The 24845-nt window shown below is 58.9% G+C and carries 20 protein-coding genes; 12 read left to right on the forward strand and 8 right to left on the reverse strand.

Annotated features, from left to right (window positions below; all coding sequences use genetic code 11):
- The 4 genes from EOA78_RS09990 to EOA78_RS36420 form a co-directional block, all read left to right on the forward strand.
- On the forward strand, nt 1-533 hold a 533-nt coding region (locus EOA78_RS09990), incomplete at its 5' end, for an asparagine synthase C-terminal domain-containing protein (protein WP_245477446.1).
- A gap of 1 nt (nt 534) precedes the next feature.
- Entirely contained in the window at nt 535-2754 is a 2220-nt protein-coding gene (locus EOA78_RS09995; RefSeq protein WP_127315019.1) for an exopolysaccharide transport family protein, read from the forward strand.
- A 73-nt stretch (nt 2755-2827) separates the two neighbouring features.
- Nucleotides 2828-5041, forward strand: coding sequence for a lipopolysaccharide biosynthesis protein (locus tag EOA78_RS10000; RefSeq protein ID WP_127315020.1), 2214 nt, complete (start codon nt 2828-2830; stop codon nt 5039-5041).
- Nucleotides 5042-5332: 291 nt separating this feature from the next.
- Nucleotides 5333-5587, forward strand: coding sequence for a hypothetical protein (locus EOA78_RS36420; protein ID WP_206533424.1), 255 nt, complete (start codon nt 5333-5335; stop codon nt 5585-5587).
- 141 nt (nt 5588-5728) lie between these two features.
- Here the strand turns inward: EOA78_RS36420 and EOA78_RS36425 are convergent, their stop codons facing one another.
- Nucleotides 5729-5860, reverse strand: a complete 132-nt coding sequence (locus tag EOA78_RS36425) for an NAD-dependent epimerase/dehydratase family protein (protein ID WP_206533422.1) — start codon at nt 5858-5860, stop codon at nt 5729-5731.
- 330 nt (nt 5861-6190) lie between these two features.
- Nucleotides 6191-6901, reverse strand: a complete 711-nt coding sequence (locus EOA78_RS10015) for a helix-turn-helix transcriptional regulator (protein WP_127315021.1) — start codon at nt 6899-6901, stop codon at nt 6191-6193.
- Nucleotides 6902-7231: 330 nt separating this feature from the next.
- Here EOA78_RS10015 and EOA78_RS10020 point away from each other — a divergent pair, with 330 nt between their 5' ends.
- Complete coding sequence (locus tag EOA78_RS10020; RefSeq protein ID WP_348628471.1) at nt 7232-8905, forward strand: PAS domain S-box protein; 1674 nt, start codon at nt 7232-7234, stop codon at nt 8903-8905.
- A 95-nt stretch (nt 8906-9000) separates the two neighbouring features.
- Here EOA78_RS10020 and EOA78_RS10025 read toward each other — a convergent pair whose 3' ends face one another.
- On the reverse strand, nt 9001-9675 hold the full coding sequence (locus EOA78_RS10025; RefSeq protein WP_127208686.1) for a response regulator transcription factor: 675 nt from the start codon (nt 9673-9675) through the stop codon (nt 9001-9003).
- A 637-nt stretch (nt 9676-10312) separates the two neighbouring features.
- Here EOA78_RS10025 and EOA78_RS10030 point away from each other — a divergent pair.
- From EOA78_RS10030 to EOA78_RS10055, 6 genes are all read left to right on the forward strand, one after another.
- Nucleotides 10313-11035 carry a sugar phosphate nucleotidyltransferase gene (locus tag EOA78_RS10030; protein WP_029352700.1) on the forward strand — a complete coding sequence of 241 codons (723 nt, stop codon included), beginning with the start codon at nt 10313-10315 and terminating at the stop codon, nt 11033-11035.
- A gap of 47 nt (nt 11036-11082) precedes the next feature.
- Nucleotides 11083-12219, forward strand: a complete 1137-nt coding sequence (locus EOA78_RS10035) for a DegT/DnrJ/EryC1/StrS family aminotransferase (RefSeq protein ID WP_065009619.1) — start codon at nt 11083-11085, stop codon at nt 12217-12219.
- Nucleotides 12216-12914 carry a sugar transferase gene (locus EOA78_RS10040; protein ID WP_127315023.1) on the forward strand — a complete coding sequence of 233 codons (699 nt, stop codon included), beginning with the start codon at nt 12216-12218 and terminating at the stop codon, nt 12912-12914. The genes EOA78_RS10035 and EOA78_RS10040 overlap by 4 nt, the downstream gene beginning before the upstream one ends.
- 74 nt (nt 12915-12988) lie before the next feature.
- Nucleotides 12989-13993 (forward strand): SDR family NAD(P)-dependent oxidoreductase, encoded by a 1005-nt coding sequence (locus EOA78_RS10045; RefSeq protein ID WP_127315074.1) that lies wholly within the window; start codon nt 12989-12991, stop codon nt 13991-13993.
- On the forward strand, nt 13990-15267 hold the full coding sequence (locus EOA78_RS10050; protein ID WP_127315024.1) for a hypothetical protein: 1278 nt from the start codon (nt 13990-13992) through the stop codon (nt 15265-15267). The genes EOA78_RS10045 and EOA78_RS10050 overlap by 4 nt, the downstream gene beginning before the upstream one ends.
- The gene (locus EOA78_RS10055) at nt 15254-16516 is read left to right on the forward strand and encodes a polysaccharide biosynthesis/export family protein (protein ID WP_127315025.1); all 1263 of its coding nucleotides are present in this window, start codon (nt 15254-15256) and stop codon (nt 16514-16516) included. The genes EOA78_RS10050 and EOA78_RS10055 overlap by 14 nt, the downstream gene beginning before the upstream one ends.
- Nucleotides 16517-16553: 37 nt before the next feature.
- On the opposite strand, the gene EOA78_RS10060 is transcribed toward EOA78_RS10055, so the two are convergent.
- A complete protein-coding gene (locus EOA78_RS10060) occupies nt 16554-18014 on the reverse strand; it encodes an HlyD family type I secretion periplasmic adaptor subunit (protein WP_127315026.1) in 1461 nt (486 codons plus the stop codon).
- The gene (locus EOA78_RS10065; RefSeq protein WP_164783699.1) at nt 18007-19749 is read right to left on the reverse strand and encodes a type I secretion system permease/ATPase; all 1743 of its coding nucleotides are present in this window, start codon (nt 19747-19749) and stop codon (nt 18007-18009) included. The genes EOA78_RS10060 and EOA78_RS10065 overlap by 8 nt, the downstream gene beginning before the upstream one ends.
- A 430-nt stretch (nt 19750-20179) precedes the next feature.
- Here EOA78_RS10065 and EOA78_RS10070 point away from each other — a divergent pair, with 430 nt between their 5' ends.
- Nucleotides 20180-20872, forward strand: a complete 693-nt coding sequence (locus EOA78_RS10070; protein WP_127315028.1) for a class I SAM-dependent methyltransferase — start codon at nt 20180-20182, stop codon at nt 20870-20872.
- Nucleotides 20873-20944: 72 nt separating this feature from the next.
- Here EOA78_RS10070 and EOA78_RS10075 read toward each other — a convergent pair whose 3' ends face one another.
- From EOA78_RS10075 to asnB, 3 genes are read right to left on the reverse strand one after another with little or no spacing between them, the layout of a single operon-like run.
- A complete protein-coding gene (locus EOA78_RS10075) occupies nt 20945-21211 on the reverse strand; it encodes an acyl carrier protein (RefSeq protein ID WP_127315029.1) in 267 nt (88 codons plus the stop codon).
- 56 nt (nt 21212-21267) lie between these two features.
- Nucleotides 21268-22824 carry a class I adenylate-forming enzyme family protein gene (locus tag EOA78_RS10080; protein WP_164783700.1) on the reverse strand — a complete coding sequence of 519 codons (1557 nt, stop codon included), beginning with the start codon at nt 22822-22824 and terminating at the stop codon, nt 21268-21270.
- Nucleotides 22821-24842: an asparagine synthase (glutamine-hydrolyzing) gene (asnB, locus tag EOA78_RS10085; protein WP_127315030.1), complete on the reverse strand. Its 2022-nt coding sequence runs from the start codon at nt 24840-24842 to the stop codon at nt 22821-22823. The genes EOA78_RS10080 and asnB overlap by 4 nt, the downstream gene beginning before the upstream one ends.
- Nucleotides 24843-24845 lie beyond the last annotated feature (3 nt).

A 24845-nucleotide genomic window follows, 5' to 3' on the forward strand; every position in this document is an offset into this window, starting at 1 on the left:
GCGCACCGCCGCTTGATGGCCTGCTGTCCCGCCTCTTGTACGACGACATGGTCGGCTATCTGCCCGGCGACATACTGGTGAAGCTGGACCGCGCCAGCATGGCCGCCAGTCTCGAGGGGCGATGCCCGCTTCTCGACCATCGGGTTGTCGACTTCGCCTGGCGATTGCCGGCGGACGTAATGGTTCGCCACGGCAGAGGCAAGTGGATCCTTCGTCAGTTGCTGCATCGGTATGTTCCCAAGCGGCTGACCGATCGGCCGAAGCAGGGCTTCGACGTCCCTATAGCAGTCTGGCTGAGAGGGCCGCTGCGCATCTGGGCCAACGATCTGCTCGCCGATATGCGCCTCTCCGGAGACGGGATCTTCGACTTTGCAAAGGTGCAGACGTGCTGGCGAGATCACATTGATGGAAGGCAGGATCATTCTCGTGATTTGTGGGCGGCGTTGATGTTCCAGACCTGGCGCAACGAGGCCCATCGGCCCCCGGCGCCCGCAGCGGACCGGTATCCCGCGCTCGAATTGGCAGGAGTATAAAATGGAAGGTTCCATAATCAGCCGGAAGCAACTTCCGCGCGCCACTGAGATGCACGTAAACGCGCACGAGACCAAGCCGCGCATGAGGCGGCCGCTGCGCGAGCAGATGGACGCGCAGAGCTCCATCCATCAACTCCTCATCACCATCGCGAGGAGGAAACGGTTCCTGCTCGCCATGGTCATTCTGGGCGGTGTTTTGGCCGGGCTTGCGGGTTTTGCTGTCCCTGTGGGTTACGAGGCGACCACGCAAATTATCCTCGATGCTCCAACCAGGACTGGGCCTGCCGGCACAGAACCTGCCCCGGAGATGCTGGATGCCAGGATTGACGACAATATAACCATGCTCTTGTCGCAAGGACATCTGCGTCGCGTGATGGCAGCGCTGCGCAAGACGGAGGCCGGCGGCACTGCCGAACAAGGTGATGCCGGAACTGGAAGTTCTCGTCCCGACCCTGCTCGCGGCGGCCGGTCGATTTTGCGCTCATTTGCAGACGGCCTGCTGGGCGGAATATGGCCGCAGGGCAAGCCGGAAGCTGCGGATGCGGCTGAACTAAAGGCGTTGCGAAAGGGCACGAGGGTTGGACAGGAACTGCGGTCGAGAGTCATCAGCATAGGCTTTACCGACCACGATCCGACGCGAGCCGCTATGGTGGCCAATACGTTCGCCCGATTGTTCATCGACGATCTCGCAATGAGACGCCAGGCAGCGGATAGACTGGAACTCACCTCGATAGTCGCTGCCTTGCCGGGCGTACAACGCGATCTGGCAGAAGCGACCGATCGTCTGGAAAAGTATCGGCTGAGCCATGGTGCAGTCGACCAAGGTGCTGCGGACAACGCTGCCAAGGAGACGGCTGAACTCAGCCAGCAGATTTCCTTGTCGAAAGCGGATCTCTCCGCCACGGAATCTCGGCTTCAACATATTCAGGAGTTGCGAAAGGAGAGAGCATCGGTCGCCTCCCTCGCTCAAGCTATCGGATCACCGGCGCTGGCCGACCTGGCGGCTCGCCAGGCCAATGACACGGCACATAAAAATCTGAGCGATGCGATCAACCGCGAGATCGAACAAGGCACTGCTCGTATCGCTGCGGAAGCCAGCATCTACCGGGCCCAGATTGCAGCTCTGGAAAGTCGCAAGAATGTGCTCGACGCGGTTGTGGCCGATACGGCCGGCCGGCTGTCCGGGCTGCGTGCACTCGAGCCGCAGGTCAGTATCTTGACGGAACGATACAACCAGCTTCTGACCCAGCAACAGGACTTGATACGGCGCATCGCAACTCCTTCGGCCGGAGTGTCGGTCCTTTCGGCGGCATGGCCGCCGACGGTTCCTAAGACCCTGTCGCCGATTTTCCTTATTCCACCCGGTATGGTTGTGTTTGGGCTTCTTGGCGGGGTCTTCGTTGTCGTTCGCAACCGCCTCGATCAGACCTTGCGGGGCGAGGCCGAAGCTGAAGCAGCGCTCGGGGTTCCGTGCCTGGGGCTGATACCACAAGCTGCCACAATGCACGCCAGACGGCTGAAGCAGCTGGTGTTAGCCCAGCAGAGGTCCAGATACAGCCGCGCCGTGACATCCCTGCTTGTCACCGCAGCACCCAAGCAAGCGAGGGATCGCTCGTCGCACATCATTCTCGTAACGTCCAGCGTCCAGGATGATGGCAAGACCGAGCTTGCATGGAGCTTGGCCCTGGCAGCCACCCGACTGGGGGGGCGAGTGCTTTTCCTCGATCTTGACCGCACGGGCGCTCGCCTCACGAACGAATTCCTGGATGAATTCACGGCGCTCAAGCCACACAACTTTTTCGGGGACTATGTGAGTGAACGCTGTGCCTTGCACGAGGCAATCGCGGGAATGCCTGAAATCGGAATCGACTTCATGGCTCTCGCACCGTCGGAGGATCTGCTGGCGTTGCTGTCCACGGTCGACAGTTCCCTGTTCACGGATGAGCTGCACTCGATCTACAGCGTCGTCATCGTAAATGGACCGCTGGGACTTGGAGGGCCGGAGGCCGGGCTTCTGACGGGCTGGGCTGATGCGGTTCTTTTCGCCATTCGCTGGGGCAGGACGCGACGCAGCATCGCACGCGGTGTTTTGGAAACGCTTGCGAGCGATGCGTCAGTTTCGGTCCCTGTCGGGAGCGTTCTCACGCAGGTTAATCTCAAGAAGCACGCCGGTTATCAGTTCGGGGACAGCGCTGATCTTTTGCTCGAGGAAACATCATGAGCGTCACAAGCGGACTTCGAAGCAACGATGGTCGCGGAAATCGCGCGGGTATTGCCACGATCGGATTGGACCCATGATCATTGAACTCTTCGGACCGCCTGGATCCGGCAAGAGAACCTTTGCTCACGCCCTTGCCCGGCGACTGCGGGACGAGGGGTACCACGCCAAGGTTGCCCTCAGTCACCGGCCTCGCCAGAGGGGATCGAGCGTCGATCTTGGAATCTTTCTGGCTATTTTCAGGATCATATCGGCAATATTTTCAACATTAAAAATCCTGCTTTCTCCGAGAGGCAGGATCAAGGATCTTTCAACGTCCCTTTCCATGATAAGAGTGATGCCGCCAGAAAAAAGAATATGGCGGGCCCGGCTCTGGCAGCACATCTTGAAGCTTTCGCGCCGCTGGGATGAGGCCAATCAATCCAGAGAAGTAGTCATATTCGATCAGGGCTACGTCCAGGCGATTGCGTCGCTGGCAATGTTCAATGGAACCGCAGACAAGGTTGCGCTGGCAAAGGCACTCAGCCTGGCGCCCGCAGCTGATTTCACGCTCAGAGTTGTTGCACCACGCGCGATCGTGGAGACGCGCTTGCAGCAGCGGATGGAGCATGAAGCGCCTGCGGAGCGCATTTTTGAGGCAGATTTTGACACAAACATGCGCAGTTTTGGGGTATTTCAAAGCATAAACGACATTCTCGTCGAGTCTGACCGAAAAATTATTCCGATCCACACTCTCAACGATCAGTCCTCGTTAGAAGGCATTCAGTGTGCCGAGCGGAAGATAATCTCGAAAATTTTGCAAGCCGGCGGGGGACCTGCGGCCAAAGGCAGCCGAGGCCATGAGATACCCGACGCTGACCACGACTGTAATGATATGAAGACCGCACGAACTTCTGCGGCCTCTCTTGCCGCCGGGGATATAGTTTTGTCCCACAACAAAGACATGGGTCGGAGTCTCGGCTACGCCAGCATCTTCGCTCTTTTGATCTATATCGGTGGTGCGGGGTTGACCAGCTTGGCGCAATTGTTGATTGCGCGCCTCGTCGGTTCCACCAGCTATGGCATCTATTCCTATGCCCTGGCCTGGACCTCCGTGCTTGGCTATCTTGCAACGCTTGGTTTCAATGTCTCCCTACTACGCTTCGTGTCCGCCTACAGGGCAAACGGGCGGCTTGACCTGGCACATGGTGTCGTCAGGTTTGCTCTGCAAAGATCGCTGGCGGCGGCGACACTGTTCGGCATGATCGGCGCCGCTCTGATCTATTTCTTTTCAGATCCTTCTCACAAGGAACTTGAAATCAGCCAGCTCCTTGGCATGGCAGCAGTGCCTTTGGTCACCGCCTCCGCGCTGGGTGCAGCACTTATTCGTGCCTTCGGCGGTGGTGTCTCAGCCCTCCTGCCGGAACGCATCGTACGCGACGGCCTGTTGTTGATGTTGCTGGGAGTCGCGGCCTTTTCCGGATCATGGACCCTCAACGCACCCCTGGTGATGCAAGCGGTGCTGACAAGTTCGGGCATCACGGTCGGACTGGTGTTCATCATGGTGACAAGGTTTCAGCCGCCCGGTTTGCGGCAGACTCAACCCAGCGACGCGTCGCAAGAGTGGTGGGCGGCGGTTCCGCCGATTATGCTCATGGCCGGGCTCGATGTTTTCATCAGTCGGGCCGGGGTTATGGTGCTGGGCTGGACAGGTCATATTCGAGACGCAGGTATCTTCGCCTTGGGACTGAATGTTGCGTTGCTTGTGAGTCTTGCCCTCGTTGCCGTCGGGGTGATGTTTTCGCCAGCAGCTGCTGCCCTTCATACCCGAGGCGATCGGAAGGGCCTGCAGCAGTTATTTTCACGAGCCGCCATACTTTCCTCTGCCGGCGCCATAGCGATGGCCATCCCGCTGGTTGTGATCGTCAAACCTCTCATGAACTGGTTCGGTGAGGATTTCAGCACAGGAGCACCCATCGCGCGGGTACTGATGCTCGGATATGTCTTTGTCGCGCTGTGCGGACCCCAGCTGAATCTCTTGACCATGACCGGAAACGAATGGGCAGCAGCAGCCGCCATGATCGTTGGCGCAGTCGCCGGTATCATAGGTTGTGCGGCAGGAATCGAGCTTTACGGTCCGCTGGGTGCTGCAGTGGGCCTGGCGCTTGCATTGGCCGTTTGGAACCTGGCGATGGCGATCTATATCAGAAAACGACTGAAGATCATGCCTGCGCTGATCTTTGCGCTAACGTCGTTCAGAACAGGTGCAGTCGACGGCCAGCACCAGCAACGGTATTGGTTCTTGCGCTGACCTGAGATTTTCGGAGCTGGATTCCAAATTCGCTCATTGGGCCGCTCCAACACTGGGCCGCTCCAGAATCGATTTTGCGAATATCAGATCACACTGACAGCGCCGCCCGACAGGTGCGCGGCCGACACCTCGGGCTCTCAGACCCGCATGAACGCTTTGTGCTGGCTGCAGCATCCGTCCCATAAAATTGTCGACCTTTGCGCTCCGTCCTCGAGCGCTGTCGCGGGTGCGGAGCCGACGGCATTGTGAAGGTCGCTGACGTTACTCACTCGTTGACCCGCATGCCCCTGTGTGAAGTCGAACATCGTGGCGTTTCTCAATGTGCTTGAGGGCTGCTGGCACTTCGGCATTGATCACCTCGTTTACGCCTCGTCGAGCCGGCCATACCGTTTTCCGAGCACCATGGCGCCGCATCGCGTGTGCAATATCGGCAATGACCGGCCAGAAGAGATCAGCTGGCTGATTCAATCATCGGCTGGCCAGCGATGTACCTTTGCCGCCCCGGCGACGTTTCTGGACACTCGCGCCGGCGCACGCCGGCCCTAAGCGGCGAGGTGCACAAAGTGTGTCGGCTGAAAGTCTGATAACAGCAGCTGAAGGCGCGCCGAGTCCGCCAGATCCATTCGCAGCGGGGTGAACCCCCGGCTCGGCACAGAGGCGTGCAAAACCCGCTTCGTTAGTGTTGAATTATAAAAGGGGTGTGAAATTGTCGACGTTCACGACCTCGATTCCGTGCCGCCCAAGCCGCAAGGCCACGTGATAGCCAAGGAAGCCTGCGGCACCGGTGACGAGGATCGAACCTGCCCGAGCCAGTTCCACCGCGGAGCGGTCTGACCGCGATCAAACGGATTCCATCTTCAGCGCGCGGAAAGAGCAGACTGGTTGTGTGGATCATTGTCCAACCGGTGGTCCCCGCCGCGGACGCTGTACGCCGGCGCATCGGAGCCGGCCGTAGTTGGGCAACCTATGTAGGAACGGCTCCAAATTCCGGTCGCCTGAATCTTGGTGGATGCCGACGCCCGGCGCCTGGGAACCGGACCATGGTCCCGAAAATGCGCTAACCGGCTTTCAGGAAAGATCATGGTAAAATAACAAGTTAGAGTTCCATCCCGATTTTATCGGGATGGAACATGCTCTAGGCGGCGGCCCTTACGGCAACACCGAAATGCGCCCCAGAAGAGCCACCAGCTCCGCCTGACGTCTCGTTTCGGTCTTGGCGAATAGCGAGGCAAGCTGGGAGCGGATCGTGGTGCGGCTGAGGCGCCAACTGCGGGCGATCTCCAACGGCGCATCGCCCTGAGCCAAGCGCAGCGCAAGGTGCGTTTCCGCGCTCGTCAAGCCAAACATCCTTTGCAGTGTCTGGGGATTTGGCCCCGACCTGTTCTCACGGTCCAGCAATGCCACAATGCTCGTCCCGTCAGGAGCGATAAGGCCGTTCTCTTTCAATATCACCGGCCTGTCGCTTCTGCTGCGGATCACCACCCAAGACAGTGAACCCGGCAGGAAATGGGCCGGAACATTTGCGATCAGCCGCCTTAGGGCTATCGAAAGCTCACCGGCTGTATCAGCCGCTTCGCCCTGACGCTCCAATGTGGTTTGAGCGGCTGCGTTCCATTCGATTACTTTTCTTTCGCGGTTCAGTACGAGATAACCACAGCCGATGCGATCAAGCATGCCGGTGATGGATTCCAGACTGCGTCTCCTTGGTTCGTCGACCCCTGCGTCCGGTCGATCCGATGCACGAGCTAAAGGATAAGCATATGAGGGTCGCATCATCTGCGCGTCGGGGTTATACTTGGTCCCTATTGTAATGTATCGTTTGCCCGCAACGACATCGCTGTGTCTATCGATCAGAGCCATTATTCAACCTCCCCAAGTTTCACAGCCCGAAAATAAGTTGTTCGGGGTTTACAGACAGTCTTGTATGCATAGGGCTCGCAAAAACCGGGCCCTATTACGTTGAAACTCGATATATTCTGAGGAGTTCTGACCAAGTCATGCCTCCCCCCGTCTGTTAAAATGCGCGCTGTGATAGTGGTATGGCAATCCGGCAGTCGGACTAGGTTGTACGTTTTATGCTCTAGTCTCGACGGCCTAGTTAAAAGGTTGTAGTCTACGCCCATGAACTCGCAGTCGCGCAGGTCGGATTGGAACCCATCAGGCAGACTGCTAACTCATGTGGCCTCCGCATTGGTACTGGCTGCTACACTGATATTTGAAACAAAAGCGTCAGTATATATTGGGGAAGGGTCGAGTTTTCTGGAATTTATTCCAGCTATTATAATCATTTCCTACCTTGAAGACCGTGGGCCTGCGCTTGCGGCGACAATCCTGATGGTGGCTGTCGGCCTGTGGGCACGAAGCACCCTGCATGGTCAGATCTCCGGCGAAGATTGGGCGCGCGCCATTCTGCTTGTGATTTCAGGCGGCGTGATTGCCATGACGTTCCATCGGCTGCGGCAGGACTTGCGTGAGCTGCTGGAAGTCGCGGAAGCCAGACTCGCTGCCGTCGAAGCAACCGAAAACCGCTACCGTTGGGCTTTCGAGCGCGCCGCCATGGGATTCGCAAACACCAACGAGAGAGGTGAGCTGCTGCAATCCAACAGACGCCTCAGTGAGATGACTGGCTACGAGGAGGAGGAGCTTGCCCAATTGCGGCTCGAGACACTCGTTCATCCGGACGACCGTGATGCCTTGGCGCAGTTGCTGGCGGGCCTGGGTAACGACGCTGCTTCGTTCGCTTCGGAGGTGCGTCTGTTAAGAAAGAACGGTTCGGCATTCTGGGCGCGGCTAACCCTGTCTTCATCCGTGCCCGACGGGGTTCTCTCAGAGAGCATCTTCGTGGTGGTCGACGATATCTCGGAACGACGAGCCGTACACGAAGCGCTTCGGGCTCAGAAGGAGTGGCTGGATCTCGCTTTGTCTGCCGGACGCCTGGCCACGTGGCGGATCGACCTTAAAGACGGGATCGTCACCGGCTCCGGCACGTTCTGGGACATTCTCGGCCTGCCCCCGGCCGCTAGCCGCCGTTTGGACGAACTGTCAGCCGTCATTCATCCGGCGGACTGGCCAAAGCTGGTAGCATCGAGAAAGCTCGCATCAGTCACGAATTACGACGTCGAGATTCGCGTCCGACGACCGGACGGACATATCCGCTGGGTTGCCCTGCGCGGAAGGGAAGAGAAATACGATGATCGTCTACAGCGGCTCGGCGTGGCCGCCGACCTGACCGAGCGACGACAAACCACGCTGCTACGCGCCGCGGCAAAGAAGCGGGAGCGCATTATGCTCGAACAACGCCACAGGTTCAGCAACTTATTCCCTGTGATCACGGCGCTGGTGAACATGGTCGATGTTCACGAGAACAATGTCGCCAGGTACAAGGAGACGCTCGTCGACCGGATTCGTGCGCTCGAAGCAACGCATCTGCTGCTTTCACGCAACGGCAATGCGTCGGGGATGCTCCACGATCTCGTTGTCCAGGAGCTGCAGCCGTATATGGGAACACGCGACATATCGGTCAGCGGTCCTTCCGTTGTGATTTCAGGCGGCGCCGCCGAAAGCTTTGCGATGATTGTTCACGAGCTTGCGACCAATTCCTTGAAACATGGAGCGCTTGGCGATTCAAAAGGCCGGATCGAGGTAAATTGGACGTTCGCGTCTGAAGACGCAGGTAGTGACATCGTGTTCGAGTGGGTGGAATCGGGGCGACGGCGGACTTCAAAAGTTGTCCGTCATGGTTTCGGTTCCATGATACTCGGAGTGGATGGGGCGCCGCTTGTCGGTTACTCGCCCAAGTTGGAAATGTCGGATCACGGGCTGCGATATTCGCTGCGGCTGTCGCGCAAGGAAATCGGCCCATAACGCATTGGCGCAAAAATCGGCCTCGTTTCTAGAAGCCATAAAGCGTAGATTCAAGTTTTAGAGCGTCCCTTGCGCGCCCAACAGGAGGCGGCGCTCTAATTGATATCCCTGGTTAGCCAAGTCTTCAGCATAACGGCAGCTTCTGTCCGATTGCGCACCCCAAGCTCGCGCAGAACCGCAGCGGCATGAATTTTCGTCGTCGCTTCGGCGATTTCCAGATCGCGCGCAATTTCCTTATTCGAATACCCTTCCGCCATCAGCTTGAGGACCTCCTTTTGCCTCGAGGTCAGCCTGCCAAGATTGCCAGTGGTGGTTCGTCGATGTGGGATATGCTCGGAGGGAGTAGGTACGTGAGTTGCTTGTGCGGCTCCGGGGCGCGACAGAAGTGCAGGGACGTAGATGCGGCCCGAAAGGATTTCGTTGACGGCCATGACGACCTCCTCGTCTCTTTGCGACTTTACGATATAGCCGTGAAGGCCGATCGACAGAGCCGTGAGTATCTCCGAGCGTGAATCATTCCCGGAAACGATCGCAAAGCGTGTATCCGGATAAGCCGACAGAATCCCGCTGAGCACTTCCTGATTAAACAATCCCGGCATGTTCAGGTCCAGGATCGCAAGATCGACTGACGCCTGTTCCGCCAGCAGACTGAGTACGGCATCGAAACACGACGCCTCAAATATTTCCACACCTGGAATGCCTGCGGTCAGTGCCAATCGCAAGCCACGACGATACAAGCCGTGATCGTCGGCGATGACGATTCGATACATTGAACTACCCCAACGAATCCTGGAATGATTGAACGGTGAGGGCCTTAGAGTCGTGGCCGACCACTCGTCGATTCATCCAGTCAACACCTGCGATGCCCCAACACCGCAAGCGTCAGATTGCTAATATAATCCTAAATAACGGGAAACGCTCCTCTTATTTTTGAAACCCTCGAACGGAGCCGGCTGACCTGTCGAACATTCGTTCTCAGCCTCCAAGATCCGTGTCCCAACAGCTCGCTTCGATGCCGATACCGCGCAATCGCCGGGTTGTCCTAGGTCGTTCCGGCGATTGATGGATACTAGGCTCATTGTAAGCACTCGTTCGGGTTTTGTCGGTCTGGTGGCCCCCAAGCTGATCGGCCAAGAACTGATCGCTGAAGCGCGCTCCGAGCCTGCTCTGCGACAGGCGCCAGCCTTCGTCGATCGGCACGGTTATTGAATACCAGAATGTCCGAATCGCTACCATTCGAATGCACGACGACATCCCCCCCGACGGCCACATACCATCTAGCTACAATGTCCGGATCAGGGCCGGCGGGAAAACCTCACCGGTCCTTTAAGAGAACAAGAACGCGGCTTTCCGGATGCTGTGGCCGTAACGATGGCGTTCAGGTCGAGTGAACCATGGGAGGACCAGATGAAAGCAGTGATTCAATGTGGTGGAATGGGGACACGCCTTCGCCCCTTCACATCGGTCTTGCCGAAACCGCTCATGCCGATCGGTGCTCGACCGGTTCTTGAGATGCTTCTGAAATGGCTGCGACGCAATGGCATCCAAGAGGTCTACATCACAACCGGGTATCTCGGCCACTTGATCCGCACCGTATGCGGAGATGGCTCGCAGTGGAACCTGAAAATTCGATACACGCAAGAAATGGAGCCGCTCGGCACCATCGGACCGCTCTCCTTGATCCGAGATGAGCTGACAGAACCATTCATAGTCCTCAACGGCGATGTCCTTACCGATCTAAGCCTCAGTCGATTTGTGGCAGCGCACCGCAAGCACACCGATCCGGTGACGATCGCGACAGCCTGCCGCCTGATCAAAATGGACTTCGGCGTCATAGACGAAGTCGACAACACCGTGCAGATCTTTCGCGAGAAGCCGACGCTTTCGCACCTGGTCAGCATGGGAATCTATTGCATGAATCCAGACGTTCTGCAGTTTATTCCATCCGGCATTCCCTTCGGGTTTGACGACCTGATGCTGCAGATGATGCAGAACGGTACAACTGTCCACGTGTACAAGCATGATGGCCTCTGGCTCGATATTGGGCGCGTCGACGATTTCCAGAATGCACAAGCAATTTCCTGGGAAGACCAGTCGGCCTCGATCGAGGTCACTGCCACGGCCGCATGACGAGATCGCCAAGCCGATCCCACAGTCCAACAGTCTAGGAGGTTATGATGCTCTTGGTCAGTGCCCCAATTTTGGGTGTGCCGGAGAAGGCAGCTTTGTCCAAGGTCATCGATAGCGGCTGGCTGACCATGGGAGAGCAGGTGAGAGCCTTTGAAGAGGCTTTTGCCCACATGCATGGTGCAGAGGATTGCGTCGCGGTCAATTCTTGTACTGCAGCGCTTCATCTCATTCTACATGCACTCGGTATCGGACCAGGCGACGAAGTGCTGGTCCCGTCGATGACCTTCGTGGCGACCGCAAACGCGGTTCTCTACGTCGGTGCCACTCCGGTCTTTGTCGATATCGAGTCGGCCGACGTGCCGCTAATGTCGATCGTGGAAGCTGAAGCGCGATGCACCGCGCGCACCAAGGCGGTCATTCTCGTGCATTTCGCCGGCTATCTCGCCAATCGGGAAGAATGGCAGAAGTTCGCTCGTGCCCGAGGGCTGCAGATCATCGAGGATGCCGCGCATGCGCCGGGCCTGAAGGAGGTAGGTACATTTGGTGCCGCGGCCGCCTTCAGCTTCTATGGCAACAAGAACATGACCACGGCGGAAGGTGGGGCCGTGATTGCCCGAGATCCCAAGCTGCTTGAGACAATCCGCCAGGCTCGTGGGCACGGCATGACCACGGGGACACACCAGAGGCTGAACAGTCGCACGCCGCAGTACGATGTCACCATGCTCGGATTCAACTATCGCATGGATGAAATGCGCGCTGCAATCGGACTGGTCCAGCTGCAGAATTTGCAGGAGTGGAACGAGATCAGGCGCATTCTGGTCATGCTGTATCGACGTCTGATCGCAAAACATTGTCCGGCCGTGACAGTTCCGTTCCACGAGCCGCGGACGTCCGCCTATCATATCATGCCAGTCCTTTTGCCGCGTTACGCTGACAGGCAAGACGTCATCGATGAATTGCGCAGGCAAGGCATACAAACCACCATCCACTATCCGCCGGTGCACCAGATGACGCTCTATCGCGAGCTTTTCCCCGGCACATATTTGCCGCGGACAGAGGACTTTGCCCAGCGTGAGCTCACGGTGCCACTGCATCCCCAGATCACCGCGCCTGTCGTCGAATCAGTGGCCGCCGCTCTTGCCGCTGCAGTCCACAGTTGCGCCCAAGCAGGAACAGCAGCATGAATGCCTTGGATTTATCCATCCATCGATCTGTTGTCTCAAGCGCCGCCCATGGGATTGCGAGACGTGCAATTGATCTCGTGATCGCTACAGCAGCCGCCATAGTCTTCGCTCCGCTGATGCTGGTGATCGCCCTGGCGCTCTTACTGGAAGGCGGCCGGCCCATCTTCTTTACGCAGACCCGCGTGGGTGCCGGTGGGCGGCCGTTCCGCATGTATAAGTTTCGCAAATTCGCGGTGCGATGCGATCCCGGTGGCTTAGCGCTGACCATGGCCGGCGACAGCCGCATGACGAGAATAGGTCGGTTCCTCGCCCTCACCAAGTTCGACGAGCTCCCGCAATTGTGGAATGTCTTCAGAGGCGAGATGGCAATTGTCGGGCCGCGGCCGGAGAGCCTTGTCTTTGCCGATTGTTTCCACGGTGGCTTTGAGGCCGTTCTACAATACAAGCCGGGCTTGTTGGGTCCGGCCCAGGTTCTCTTCCGGCATGAGGCCAAATTCTATCCGCGATCCGCGGATCCGGTACTGTTCTACCGCGAGGTTCTGTTTCCTGCCAAGGCCAGGATCGACCTCTCCTACTATCCGCAGCGGACGATCGCCGCTGACATCATCTGGATGATGCGCGGCTTTCTGGCGGTTCTCGGCTTGGTCTCGCGGCCGCCGGTCGGCCTGGTCTCGCCGCCACCAATCGGCATGTGAGAACATGCTTGGCATGGCCACGCTCTGGTGAATTCGCAAGTCAGCGCTTTACGTCACAGGGGGAACGCTTAGTCATGAACTACAGGGGTAGGAAAGTTCTGGTTACGGGTGCCGATGGGTTCATCGGGTCGCATCTCACCGAAGCGCTCGTCCGTAGTGGGGCGGATGTCACGGCGCTCGCCCTCTACAATTCCTTCGACAGTCATGGTTGGCTGGATGATTTGCCGGACACCATTCGAAGCCAGCTGAACCTTGTCCGCGGCGACGTTCGCGACAGCGCGTTCCTGAGCCGGATCATGCGTGGCCAGGCCGTTGTGTTTCATCTCGCCGCACTCATCGCGATTCCATACTCGTACGCGGCCGCCCAATCCTATGTGGAGACCAACATCCTGGGCACAGTGAATGTCCTCGAAGCGGCGCGGCAATGGGAGACAGAGCGTGTGGTGCACACCTCGACCAGCGAGGTCTATGGCACTGCACAGACCATGCCTATCCGCGAATCTCATCCGCTGCAGGGCCAGTCACCCTATTCGGCATCCAAGATCGGCGCGGACATGATGGCAGAGTCCTACGCCAGGTCGTTCGACGTCCCCGTCGTGATTATGCGACCGTTCAATACCTACGGCCCACGTCAGAGTGAGCGGGCCATCGTGCCGACCATCATAAGGCAGGCTCTCGACAAAAATTGCCCGGCGATCATGGTCGGGGACACAAGTCCGGTCCGCGACCTTACTTTTGTGGAAGACACTGCGGCGGCGTTCCTGACCGCAGGTTCGGCCGAGCTCGAATTCGGCCATGCCTACAATGCCGGAAGCCAGCGCGCTGTGACGGTCTCGGACGTGTTGGATCTGGTGCTCGAGTTGAGCGGCTCCAAAAAACCGGTTCACCGCGACGAACGCCGTCTGCGGCCGCAGAATTCCGAAGTCCGTGCCTTGCTGGCCGATTCTTCGCAACTCGAGACGAAGACCGGATGGCGGGCGCAGACCAGCCTGCGGGAAGGATTGGAGCGAACCATCGGATGGTGGCAGGCGCGCCTCAGCGCAGGCCGCGTACGCCGCGAAATGGGTTATATGACATGACCTTCTACCAGCGTGCATCGGCTCTGCTGCTGATTGCCGTTGCCATGTCGTTGGGTCTGCCCGCGGCCGGAAGCCGGCAAAGCAGCGAGCAGACACGATTTGTCGCGCCGGTGATGATGGATCTGCCCGACTATCTGCGCCCAGTGACGGATCCGGCGTTTGGGACACTCTTTACGCGCATTACCAAGCCGGGAGTGCTTGGCAATGGGGTCGCATGCGGGAACAAGTATTGCAGCCACCGTTATTCCAGTGCCCAAGCCTGGAATTCAGACCAGAGCCTTCTCGTCATTACCAACGGCTGTAGCGGCGGCATGTGCTTTTTCGACGGGCACACATATGCTCCGCTCTTCCGCCGCGCTCGATCGACTGAATGCGAATGGCACCCTCAAAACGCCGATCTGATGATCTGCGTTCAGGGTCGGCAAGTGTCGACCTGGGCGCCACGGACCAATCGCGAAGATGTCCTGCTTGTTTCGACTGAGTATCACGATTTCCATTTCGGGCCGGGCAAGGGCAATCCAAGCCGTGACGGTGACCGCATAGCCGTGCGCGCAGTGCGTAAGGATGGCGATGCGGTTGTCTTTGCTTACGATCTCAAGCAACGGCGGAAATTCCCGGATATCGATCTTGAGCATATTGGCGGAACCAACGGCACCTGCTCGATTTCTCCGCTCGGAACCAACATTCTATGCCTTCAGGAGATAACAAGCGGCATCGAACAGGGCTTCATTTTTAATGTCGAGGGCACCTTGCTCCAGAGGTGGATGGAACATCACCGGCCCGGGCATGGCGATATGACAGTCGATGACGACGGCAGCGAAGTCTATGTCGGTATCAGCAAGTCCGATCCGGACAAGTATCAGGTGATCAAGAGAAGGCTGTCCGACGGCAGGGTCACCCCACTTATGAAATACGGCGAAGCCATGCATGCATCCCTGCGTGCGCTGGATAGGCCGGGGTGGGTGTTCCTGACCTATGGCGGCGATCCGGATGAGATATCGGCTCACCCGAACTGGGCGCCATATGCACAGGAAGTGATCGCGCTGCGCATCGACGGCAGCGGGGACGTCCGACGCATCGCACAAACGAGAAGCACTCAGTTAGACTATCGAAGCGAGAGTCATGCCTCACCGTCCCCTGACGGCTCGCAGGTAATCTGGTCGAGCAACTGGGGTGTGCCCGGCGGGCCAGTCTACGACTTCGTCTCCCGTGTCGATTGGCCGGAAGAGTCGACGTTGAACCGGAAGGAGATTGTCACCAATGGTCTTCACTAATCGCATCCTTCTTGCCGCGCTTGGTATGCTGGCTGCCGTGGGTATGGCCGCCGCAGCGGAGACGCGGGTCGCGTATCGAATTTCCGCCGGCGATACCGTCGAGATAGGAATTGCCTCCATCCCGGAACGAACGCAACGGGTCATGGTTCAAATGGACGGCACGATCGCGCTTCCCGAAGTCGGCATGGTTTCGGTCGGCGGCCTCACTCCGGCCGAATTGCAGACACGCATGGAGACGATCTTGACTACCAAGATATTTCACCAGCGTCTGCCCGATGGGCGGGAGCAAATGATCGTCGTCAAGCCGAGCGACGTCACCGCCGTGATCGCAGAGTATCGCCCGATCTACGTGACCGGCGACGTGCTCACTCCCGGACAGCAGGCTTACCGACCGCTCATGACCGTGCGGCAGGCGATCGCCGTGTCTGGCGGTTTCAGCCTTCTGCGGGCAAGGGCAAACCAGGTTGGCCCAGATCCGGTGGATCTGCGGCGCGACTATGAATCGGCCTGGGGGGAGTACACCAGAGACTATTTTCATAGCGCCCGCCTGCGCGCCGAACTTCAGAACCAGGCGAATTTCGACATGAAGCCACCACAAGGGTCACCCTTGTCGGCCGCTTTCGTGTCGGCAATCGCCCAGGCTGAAGCAGAAGGGCTCAAGATTTCCCTGGACAACTTCCAGCAGGAGCAAAGCTACCTTGAACAAAGTGCCAAGGCTGCTGCGGCGCAGATCGAGGTCCTGCTCAAGCGCGAGAAGGCCGAAGCCGAGGCAGTGAAAGCGGACGAGGAAGACCTGGCACGAATAACGAAAGTGCATAAAGCAGGCAATCTGACCAACGACAGACTTGCCGATGTCCGGCGCGGTGTGATTCTCTCTTCCAGCCGGGCGCTCGAAACGTCGGTTGAGCTCATGAGAACACGACGCCAGCAGGATGATTTTCTCAGGCAGCGCGAGCGCAATGACAACCTGAGAAGGATGGCTCTATTGACTGAGCTGAAGGACACCAACGTGCGTCTTGCCGACATCACCGCAAGACTTCGCGCCGCCAGCCAGAAGTTGCAGCCCACGGGGGCGTCCGCCCAGCCACTGCCAGTTGCCGGCGAAACCATCCAGGCTCAGGTCACGATCATCCGCAAGGTGGGTGAGGAATGGCGCAAACAGCCGGCCGGAGAAGACACCGAAGTATCACCGGGTGACACGATAGAGGTAAGGTTCAGCAGCGGTCTCGAGAATGCCGCGGTCCGATAGACTGCTTTACCTTGTTCTGTCGCGATTGCCGATTGCGTTACTGCCTGAAAGCTCTGGAAACCTGGTCGGTAAAGGGTTTCAGCAAGTAGGACCATACATTGCGCTCGTCAGTGCGTATGTGAACTTCGGCGGGCATGCCGGGTTTGAGTATTTTCGCTCCCGTCAGACAGGTCGTGGTATTTTCGACATTGATGCGTGCCGAGAAGTACGAAAGCTGACGTTGCTGATCTTTAATCAGATCTGCGGAGATGCGGTTGACCGAGCCTTGACAAACAGGTGTCGTCCCTGCGTCGAAAGCCGGAAAGCGGATTGAAACCCGCTGTCCAGGACGCACGTCATCGATACGCTCTGGAGAAACGAGCGCATCCACGACTAGGTTGTCGGTATCGGGCACAATCATCATGAGCACTTCTCCGGGGGCAATCACGCCTCCGATGGTGTGGATCGAGGATTCTTGTACCGTTCCCGACTGTGGGGCGCGGATATCTGTCCTGGCGAGTTCGTCTTCCGCCACGACCTTGCGCTCATTGAGTTCGGTCTGCTTGGCTTCCGTTTCACGAAGTTCGCTCGTTACCTCGCTTCGCATTTGCTCGTCGAGTTGAAGCACCTGCAGGTCAGTTTCACTGATGCGCGCTTGGACCTCCGCGATTGCTGCCACAAGGCGTCCTGACTCGCCGCGAGTCCGGCTCTTCTCCAAGCTGATAGTGCTCAGCCTCTCTTTAGAGACCAATTTCTTTGAGTAGAGAGACTCGACGTCAGCAAGGTTCAGCGTCAGCAGATCGAGTGACTCATCCATCGCCGCCTGCTGCGCTTTGAGGCCATCGATCTGACGTTCCAATTGCTTCGAGCGGCTTTGCAACTGTGCCTTCTGGCCAGCTAGCGCCGCGGCACGGCTTTCGAACACGGCGCGTTCGCCACGGACAAGTGCCGCCAGTTGCGGGTCGCCCATCCGGGCCCGAATGGTGGGTGGAAGTTGCATTTCCGGCAGGCCCTGTCGCTCGGCCTCCAGCCGCGCCAGACGAATGGTGGCGCGGTCGAGATCCTCGCTTACTATCTGCAGGTTTGCTCGTGTCAACGTGTCGTTCAGCCTGACCAACACATCGCCGGCACGCACATGGTCCCCGTCCTGGGCGAAGATGCCGCCGACGGTGCCGCCGGTCTGATGCTGGACTTTCTTTATGTTGCTTTCGACCACCACGGTGGCGGGCGCAATCACCGCGCCGGCAATCTTGGTCAACCCCAGCCAGAGTCCTCCGCCGAGGATCAACAGCAAGGTGGTCGCCAGGCCCAGGATCAGATTGGCCCTGATGCCATCCGGCTCTTCGATTGGATTCGTCCCGATCCCTTGGCTTGCGCCAGCGACCCGAGCAAATCCATTCGGCTCTTCGACTGGATTCGTCCCGATCCCTTGGCTTGCGCCAACGACCCGAGCAAATGATGACAGGGTCACATCAGACACGGAGCAAGACCTCAAGAAACGCAGCAACACATCACGCATGGCCGCTTGCACCTTGCTGCAGCGGGACGACACTATTTTGCCGCGGGAAGGGCCGGACCACATTTGCCAGAACGTCTTCGCGCGAGCCAAATGAATGGAGCATGCCATTCGCCAAGACGAGCACCTGATCGATGTTGACGAGAGCTGACGGACGATGCGCAACAACAATCGCGATGCCGCCACGCTCACGCACCGAGAGGATTGCCCCGGCCAAGGCAACATCGCCGTCGGCATCCAGATTGGAATTTGGTTCGTCGAGAACGACAAGGAATGGATCACCATAAAGCGCTCTGGCGAGCCCGACGAGTTGCCTCTGCCCAGCCGACAGGGCCGCTCCGCCTTCACCGATGCGCGTTTGGAAACCTTCCGGCAGACGCATGATCATCTTGTCCACGCCCGCAGCCTTGGCGGCTGCCAGCACGCCCTTTGCATCACTCTTGCCGCCGAACCTTGAGATGTTGTCTGCAATCGTTCCGTCGAACAGTTCAACGTCCTGCGGCAGGTAGCCAATATGGGTGCCGAGCAGTTCCGAATTCCACTGATCGAGCGAGGCGCCGTCCAACCTTACCGTTCCACGAAGCGGCTTCCATGCCCCGACCAAGGCACGCACGAGCGTCGTTTTGCCAGAGCCGCTCGGGCCGACGATCGCCAACCCCGCGCCCCTCGACAGGCGAAAGCTTACATTGACGAGCGTTGGTCTCTGCAGACTTGGTGGCGCGACCGTCAGTTCCTCGACCGCAAGCTGTGTCTGTGGGCGCGGCAGCTCCATAGGGTCTTTATGGCTACCGACAGCATCCAACGCTGCCGCCAGATCGGTATAGCTTCGCCGGGTGGCCAGAAACCCTCTCCAGTTTGCGATTGCCACATCGACCGGCGCCAATGAGCGGCCCAGCAATATGGACGATGCGATGATCACGCCGGGCGAAGCCTCGCCGCCGATCACAAGGTAGGCACCAAGCCCCAGTACCGAGGACTGCAGGGCCATTCGAAGCGTCTTCGACAATGAACTCGCTGCGCCGACGACGTCGGAGAGCTGTTCCTGGTTCTTGAGGTAAAGATGGCTGATCTCATTCCAGCGCCGACCGAGCTGAGCGGAAAGGCCCATCGCCTGGACAACCTCCGCATTGCGGCGGCCGGAATCGGCAAGAAGCCGCTGTGCCACGAGCGTCTCAGACGCACGCGCGGCGGGTTTGCGGGCAACGACTTCCGCGACTACCGTCAAAAGTACGACAGCAGCCGCGCCGAGGGTTGCCAACACACCAAGCGAAGGGTGCAGCAGATAGATGACCACCATATAAAAAGGAATCCAGGGAGCGTCGAAGACGACCGTCGGTCCCAGTCCGGAAAGAAATCCGCGCAACTGGTCCAGATCGCGAAGCGGCTGCACCCGGTTCGCATCCTGCCCAGCAGTAAGCGGCAGGGAAAGCGAGGCAGCGAACGCCTTTTGCTGCAGATCTCTGTGGAGGTGGCTGCCGATGCGGACCAACAGGCGAAGCCTGACGAAATCGAGGAGGCCATAGACAGCGTAGAGGCCAAGCATCCCGATCGTAAATCCGATGAGAGTCGGAATGCTCTGGGAAGGCAGCACGCGATCGTAGATCTGGAGCATATAGACGGAGCCGGTCAGGGCGAGAACGTTTATCACTGCCGAGAAAACGCCGACGCCAACCAGTCCATGCATTGAGCCGAACAGAGCGGAGCGTAGATCGGGCGAGCGCCCTTGCGTTGACTTCATGATCTGCGATCTTTCGTGCGAAATTGCCGCGCGAACGTGTTGGTCATGTCGATGATGGGTAAACCCTCTTGCCTTGCGGGAAGCGGCTGCTTTCCGTTAGCTACTGAAACATTACGCTTTGCTTACGTATGTGCCTTTTGATTAAAATGTAGCAAAATCGTGACGCAGGACCGAGAATTCGGGAATTGGCTTTGCAAGGCTGGGGATAACCGGGCTGGGAGCCCGGATATTTTCAATGATGAGACAATATTCCCAATCATGCGACAGAAGAGAGGCTCATGATCACCTTTTGTTGCATCGTGTCTTCAAACCTTAGGGCGGCGAGTGTTTTTCGATTTGCCCATCGAGAATTTAATGAATTTGAGATACACTTAATTGGGACGGAATTGTCGGACAACGGCACCGGCAATGTCAGGAAGGCGGGTCTGTCATGAGCGAAGAGATCAGTGTCGCCGAAGCCTACAGCAAAGGCCGCACCGTCTTCATGGGGCTGGAGTTGCTCATCGCGCCCGGTGCGCTCGTTCCCCGGCCGGAGACGGAGTTGCTTGGCACGACCGCTCTCGATGTTCTGAGTCAGATGAACCTGCCGGCGCCACGCGTCGTCGATATGTGCTGCGGGGCCGGCAATCTGGCGTGCGCCATCGCGCACTACGCTCCCACCGCGCGTGTCTGGGCGAGCGATCTTACCGATGGATGCGTCGGAGTCGCGCGCCGCAACGTCGCCCATCACGGTATGGCGGATCGCGTGTGCGTGCTTCAGGGCGACTTGTTCAGTGCTTTCTCGGGCTTGGAGCTTGATGGTACGATGGACGTGATCGTCTGCAATCCGCCTTACATTTCGGAAAAGCGGCTTGAGGGCGACCGCGCGCATCTGACGGAGCTCGAGCCGCGTGAAGCGTTTGCGGCCGGCCCCTACGGCCTGAGCATCCATATGCGGGTGATCAAGGACGCGCCGCGTTACTTGCGGCGCGGAGGCATCCTGCTCTTCGAGGTCGGCCTCGGCCAGGACAGGCAGGTGATCAGTCTGCTGGAGCGTTCCAAGGCTTACGAGAACATCCGCGCGGTCACGAACGAAGCCGGCGAGGGCAGGGTGGTTGTGGGACATACAACGTCACAAGCGTGAGCCGTGCCGCGACTGCGGCAGGCTCGGTGGCGCTGTCGGCGGCGTAAAACATCGCTAGGCAGATGTCGGCAATCAGTTTTGCTTGCGGAGAACATATTGCGCAATTCCTTGGATAGAATCGAGGTTCTCCGGCAGGAGCTCGCTGTCTTCCACGGTGATGCCGAAGGTCTCCTCGATAAAGCCGATAACCTCGAGTACCCCTGTCGAGTCGACGATGCCTTGGTCGAGAAGGGACGTGTTGCTCTCCAGAGAATCCGCGTCGGCTATGTAGAAATTCGACGCCAGGAAAGCGCGAATCTGGTCCTTGCAGGTCTCGGCTCTATCCTTGGTAGACAACATTGAATCCTCCTCCGATACAAATGATGAATGCTGATCAATTTCATCCAGAAACGGCCTCATGACAGGGCCGTTTTTTTGAGTTTGCCCGTGTCTGTCATCGGCAGGCTGGGTACGATCACGATGGACTTCGGAACCATGAAATTTTCCAATCGTCTCTGGCATTCTTTCTGCAACTGCTTTTCGCCGACGATTCTTCCTTGCTCGATCACAACGAAGGCTTTCACAGCTTGTCCGAGCAACTCGTCCGGAACGCCGATGACCGCGGCTTCCCGCACACCCGGAATATCCAGCAGCGCGTTTTCCACCTCCTTCGGCGCTATCTTCTCTCCTCGCGATTTTATGATCTCATCGCCGCGCCCGATGAAGTAGAGGTAGCCTTCCGCGTCCATCCGGCAGTAGTCGCCGGTGTACAAGACCTGCTCGCCCGGCAGCGGGCCGGGTTTGAGTTTTCTGGCCGTGGCTTCCGGCTTGCCCCAATAGCCCTTCATTACCGTCGCCCCGCGGATGACGAGTTGGCCAACGACATCAGGACCGACCGGCTTATCATGCTCGTCGACAATCCACATTTCCGTGTTCGGGATGGCGACCCCGACGCTCAATGGCTTTCGCTCAAGGTCTTCCGGCGGCAGATAGGTGCAGCGCTTGCATTCGGTGAGGCCATACATTGAATAGATGCGTGCATCCGGAAACAGGTCCTGCAGCATGAGAATGTGCTTGAGCGGCAGGGCAGCCGCAGTGTTCGTGACGTAGCGAATGCTCGAAAAATCGTGGTCTTTCAGGGACTTGAGATCCGAGAGTGCGGCGAAGATGGTCGGCACGCCGGGAAAACCTGTCACCCTCTCTTGCTTGATCAACCCGAGGATCTGCGCCGGGAAAGCGAACGAGCGTTCAAGCACCAGCCGAGCGCCAGTGCGAAACGCCATGATCATCTGGTACAGGCCGTAGTCGAAGGCGAGAGGCAAAACGTTGAGGATCACCTCGTCTTCGCACAGCTTCAGGTATGAAGCGATCGACGTGCACGCGGCAGTCATGTTCCTGTGCGTCAGCATCACGCCCTTGGGTTCGCCTGTCGATCCAGATGTGTAGATGATGGCAGCGAGATCGATATCGATGCAGCGGCGCGCCGGTGGTACGCTGCTGTCGGCGGCGACCATGCTGTCCCAGCGCACGGCGTGCGGCAATCCTGCCAGCTCGGCGTCGATGATCGGCCCGGAGACGATCACCCGGCGCAATGACGGGCAGTTGCGTGCCGGCTCGCTAAAGATCGAGTGCAGGTGCCTGTCCGTGATCAGTGCCGTCGGTCGGCAATCGTTGAGCAGGTAATCAAGCTTGTCGCTCTTGGTGAGCGGATTGACGATGCACACCACGGCGTTCGCCTTGAGCACCGCCCAGAAGGCGACGACCGTCTCGACAGTGTTGTCGGCGAAGATCATCACGCGATCGCCGCGTGCAACCCCAGCCGCGGCCAGATGTTGCGCGATGGCGTTTGAGCGCGCTTCGAGCTCGCCATAGGTGACGCGTTGCCCGCCGCACACCAGCGCCACCTTGTCGCAGACCCGGCTGGCGGTGTGGGTGAGGTAGTCATGCAGCAGTGGTACGGCGCCATGCATCATGCCAGCACCTCTTCGCGATGTTCGCTGTCAACGTCGACGCTGAGCTCGCCTAGGCGGACCCCCCCGGGACGGCTTGCGACAAACTGCTGGTGAAGGAGCTGCGTCGACAGCACGCCGACCAGCGCCATGTTGTCGGAGTTGGACAGATCGCCATCGCTCGCCCTGTCCCGACACTTGTCCAGCAGACGCGTGACCGACTTCGGATCGAAAACGTTTGCCTCGCGCAGCGCCGTCTCCGAAAGCGCTTCGCGGACATAGGCCGGAGCATCGTCGGCAACGAAGCAGAGCGCGTTGGGCGCTCGGTAGGGCTGCTTCTTGCGGGCCACGATTTCCGACGGCACGATCGGTTCCGCCACCCGCTTCAACACGTGCTTTTCGTCGAGGACGCGCAGCTTGTAGGCAGCCGGAAGCGAATTCGCGAGCGTCACGAGTTCATCGTCCAGGAACGGGAAGCGCCCCTCGACGGAGTGGGCCATGAGCATCCTGTCCCCTTGCGAAGAAAGCAGGTATCCCGACATCAGCGTCTGGATCTCGATATACTGGTCCTGCGCGAGCGAGCCCCATCGCGAAAACTCCGCGGGCAGGCGGGCGATCAGCTCGGGCACGGCATTGCGGCGCTCGGACTCGGCGCGCATGTCGGCGGAGAACAATCGCTTGATGGCGCTGGTGGTGCGCCAGCGTGTGTCATGCGCAAAGCCGGGCGTGTCATAGGCCTGGATATCGCGCCCGAAGAACTGGCGCGCCATTGCTTGCTGATGCACCGGCGAGCGGCTGAGATAGGGATACAGGCGCTCCAGCAGCCGTGAGCGTCCTGTCGATGCGGGCTGGCGTCCCCAAAAGCGGCGAACTTTGCCTTCGCGGAACAGGTCATAGCCAGCGAACATTTCGTCAGCTCCTTCGCCGGTCAGCACTACCTTGATGCCGTGTTCTCGCACCAGCCTAGAGAGCAGGAACAGCGGCGCAGGCGCCGTCCTCAGGATTGGACGCTCTGTGTGGTAGATCACCTCGGGAAAGATCTCGGCGATGTCGCTGCGCGAAACCACCACCTCATGGTGCTCGCTCCCGGTCGCGCCGGCGACCAGGCGCTGGAAACGGGTCTCGTCATACTCGGCGTCGGCAAAACGCAGGGAGAAGGTCTGGAACCGCTCGCCCGCGTAGCGCCTTCCCAGCGTGGCGACTAGCGAGCTGTCGAGCCCGCCCGACAGATAGCAGCCGACCGGCACGTCGGCCTGCACGATCCTGAGCGCCGTCGCAGCCTCCAGGGCGCCGCGCACCTCGTCCACCGCGTCGTCGAGCGAGCCGGTGAATTCTCCACGGCGGGGATCGGAAATCTCGGGATAGCAAGGCTTCCAGAAGGCCCGCTCGCGAACGGTGCCACTTTCGTAAATGCGGACATGCCCCGGGGTGAGTTCGCTGATCCCCTGAAATACGCCTTGCGGCGGGACGACTGTCCAGAGCGTGAAAGTCTGATCGATGCCGGCTGGATCGAAGGCACGGGGTATATTCATGTCGGCCGCGAAAATGGCTTTCACTTCGCTGGCAAAGTAAAGGCGCCCCCCATGCTCGCAGAAATGCAAGGGGCAGATGCCAAACCGATCGCGCGATAACACGAGACGACCCGCCACCGAGTCCCAGATTGCGACCGCCCATTGCCCGTTCATCCGCTCGAAGGCAGACTCGCCCCACGCGCGATAGGCATGGACGATGACCTCTGTGTCGCTATGGGTGCGGAAGCGGTGGCCGAGGGCGCTCAATTTTTCACGCAGCTCGAGATAGTTGAAGATCTCGCCGTTGAAGACGATCCACGTCGTGTCGCCCGCGTCCGCGAGTGGCTGCTGGCCATTGGACAGATCGACGACGGACAGGCGGGCATGCGCCAATCCCGCGCGTTTGTCGCGGTAAAGGCCGCGCTCGTCAGGGCCGCGATGCGCGAGTGCGCCCACCATGTGCATCAATGCCTCTCGCGAAGGCGGCGCCGCGTAGGCGCTTAGCGAGATGATTCCGGCGATGCCGCACATCCG

Source organism: Mesorhizobium sp. M5C.F.Cr.IN.023.01.1.1 (genome assembly GCF_003997585.1).
Lineage (GTDB): Bacteria > Pseudomonadota > Alphaproteobacteria > Rhizobiales > Rhizobiaceae > Mesorhizobium > Mesorhizobium wenxiniae.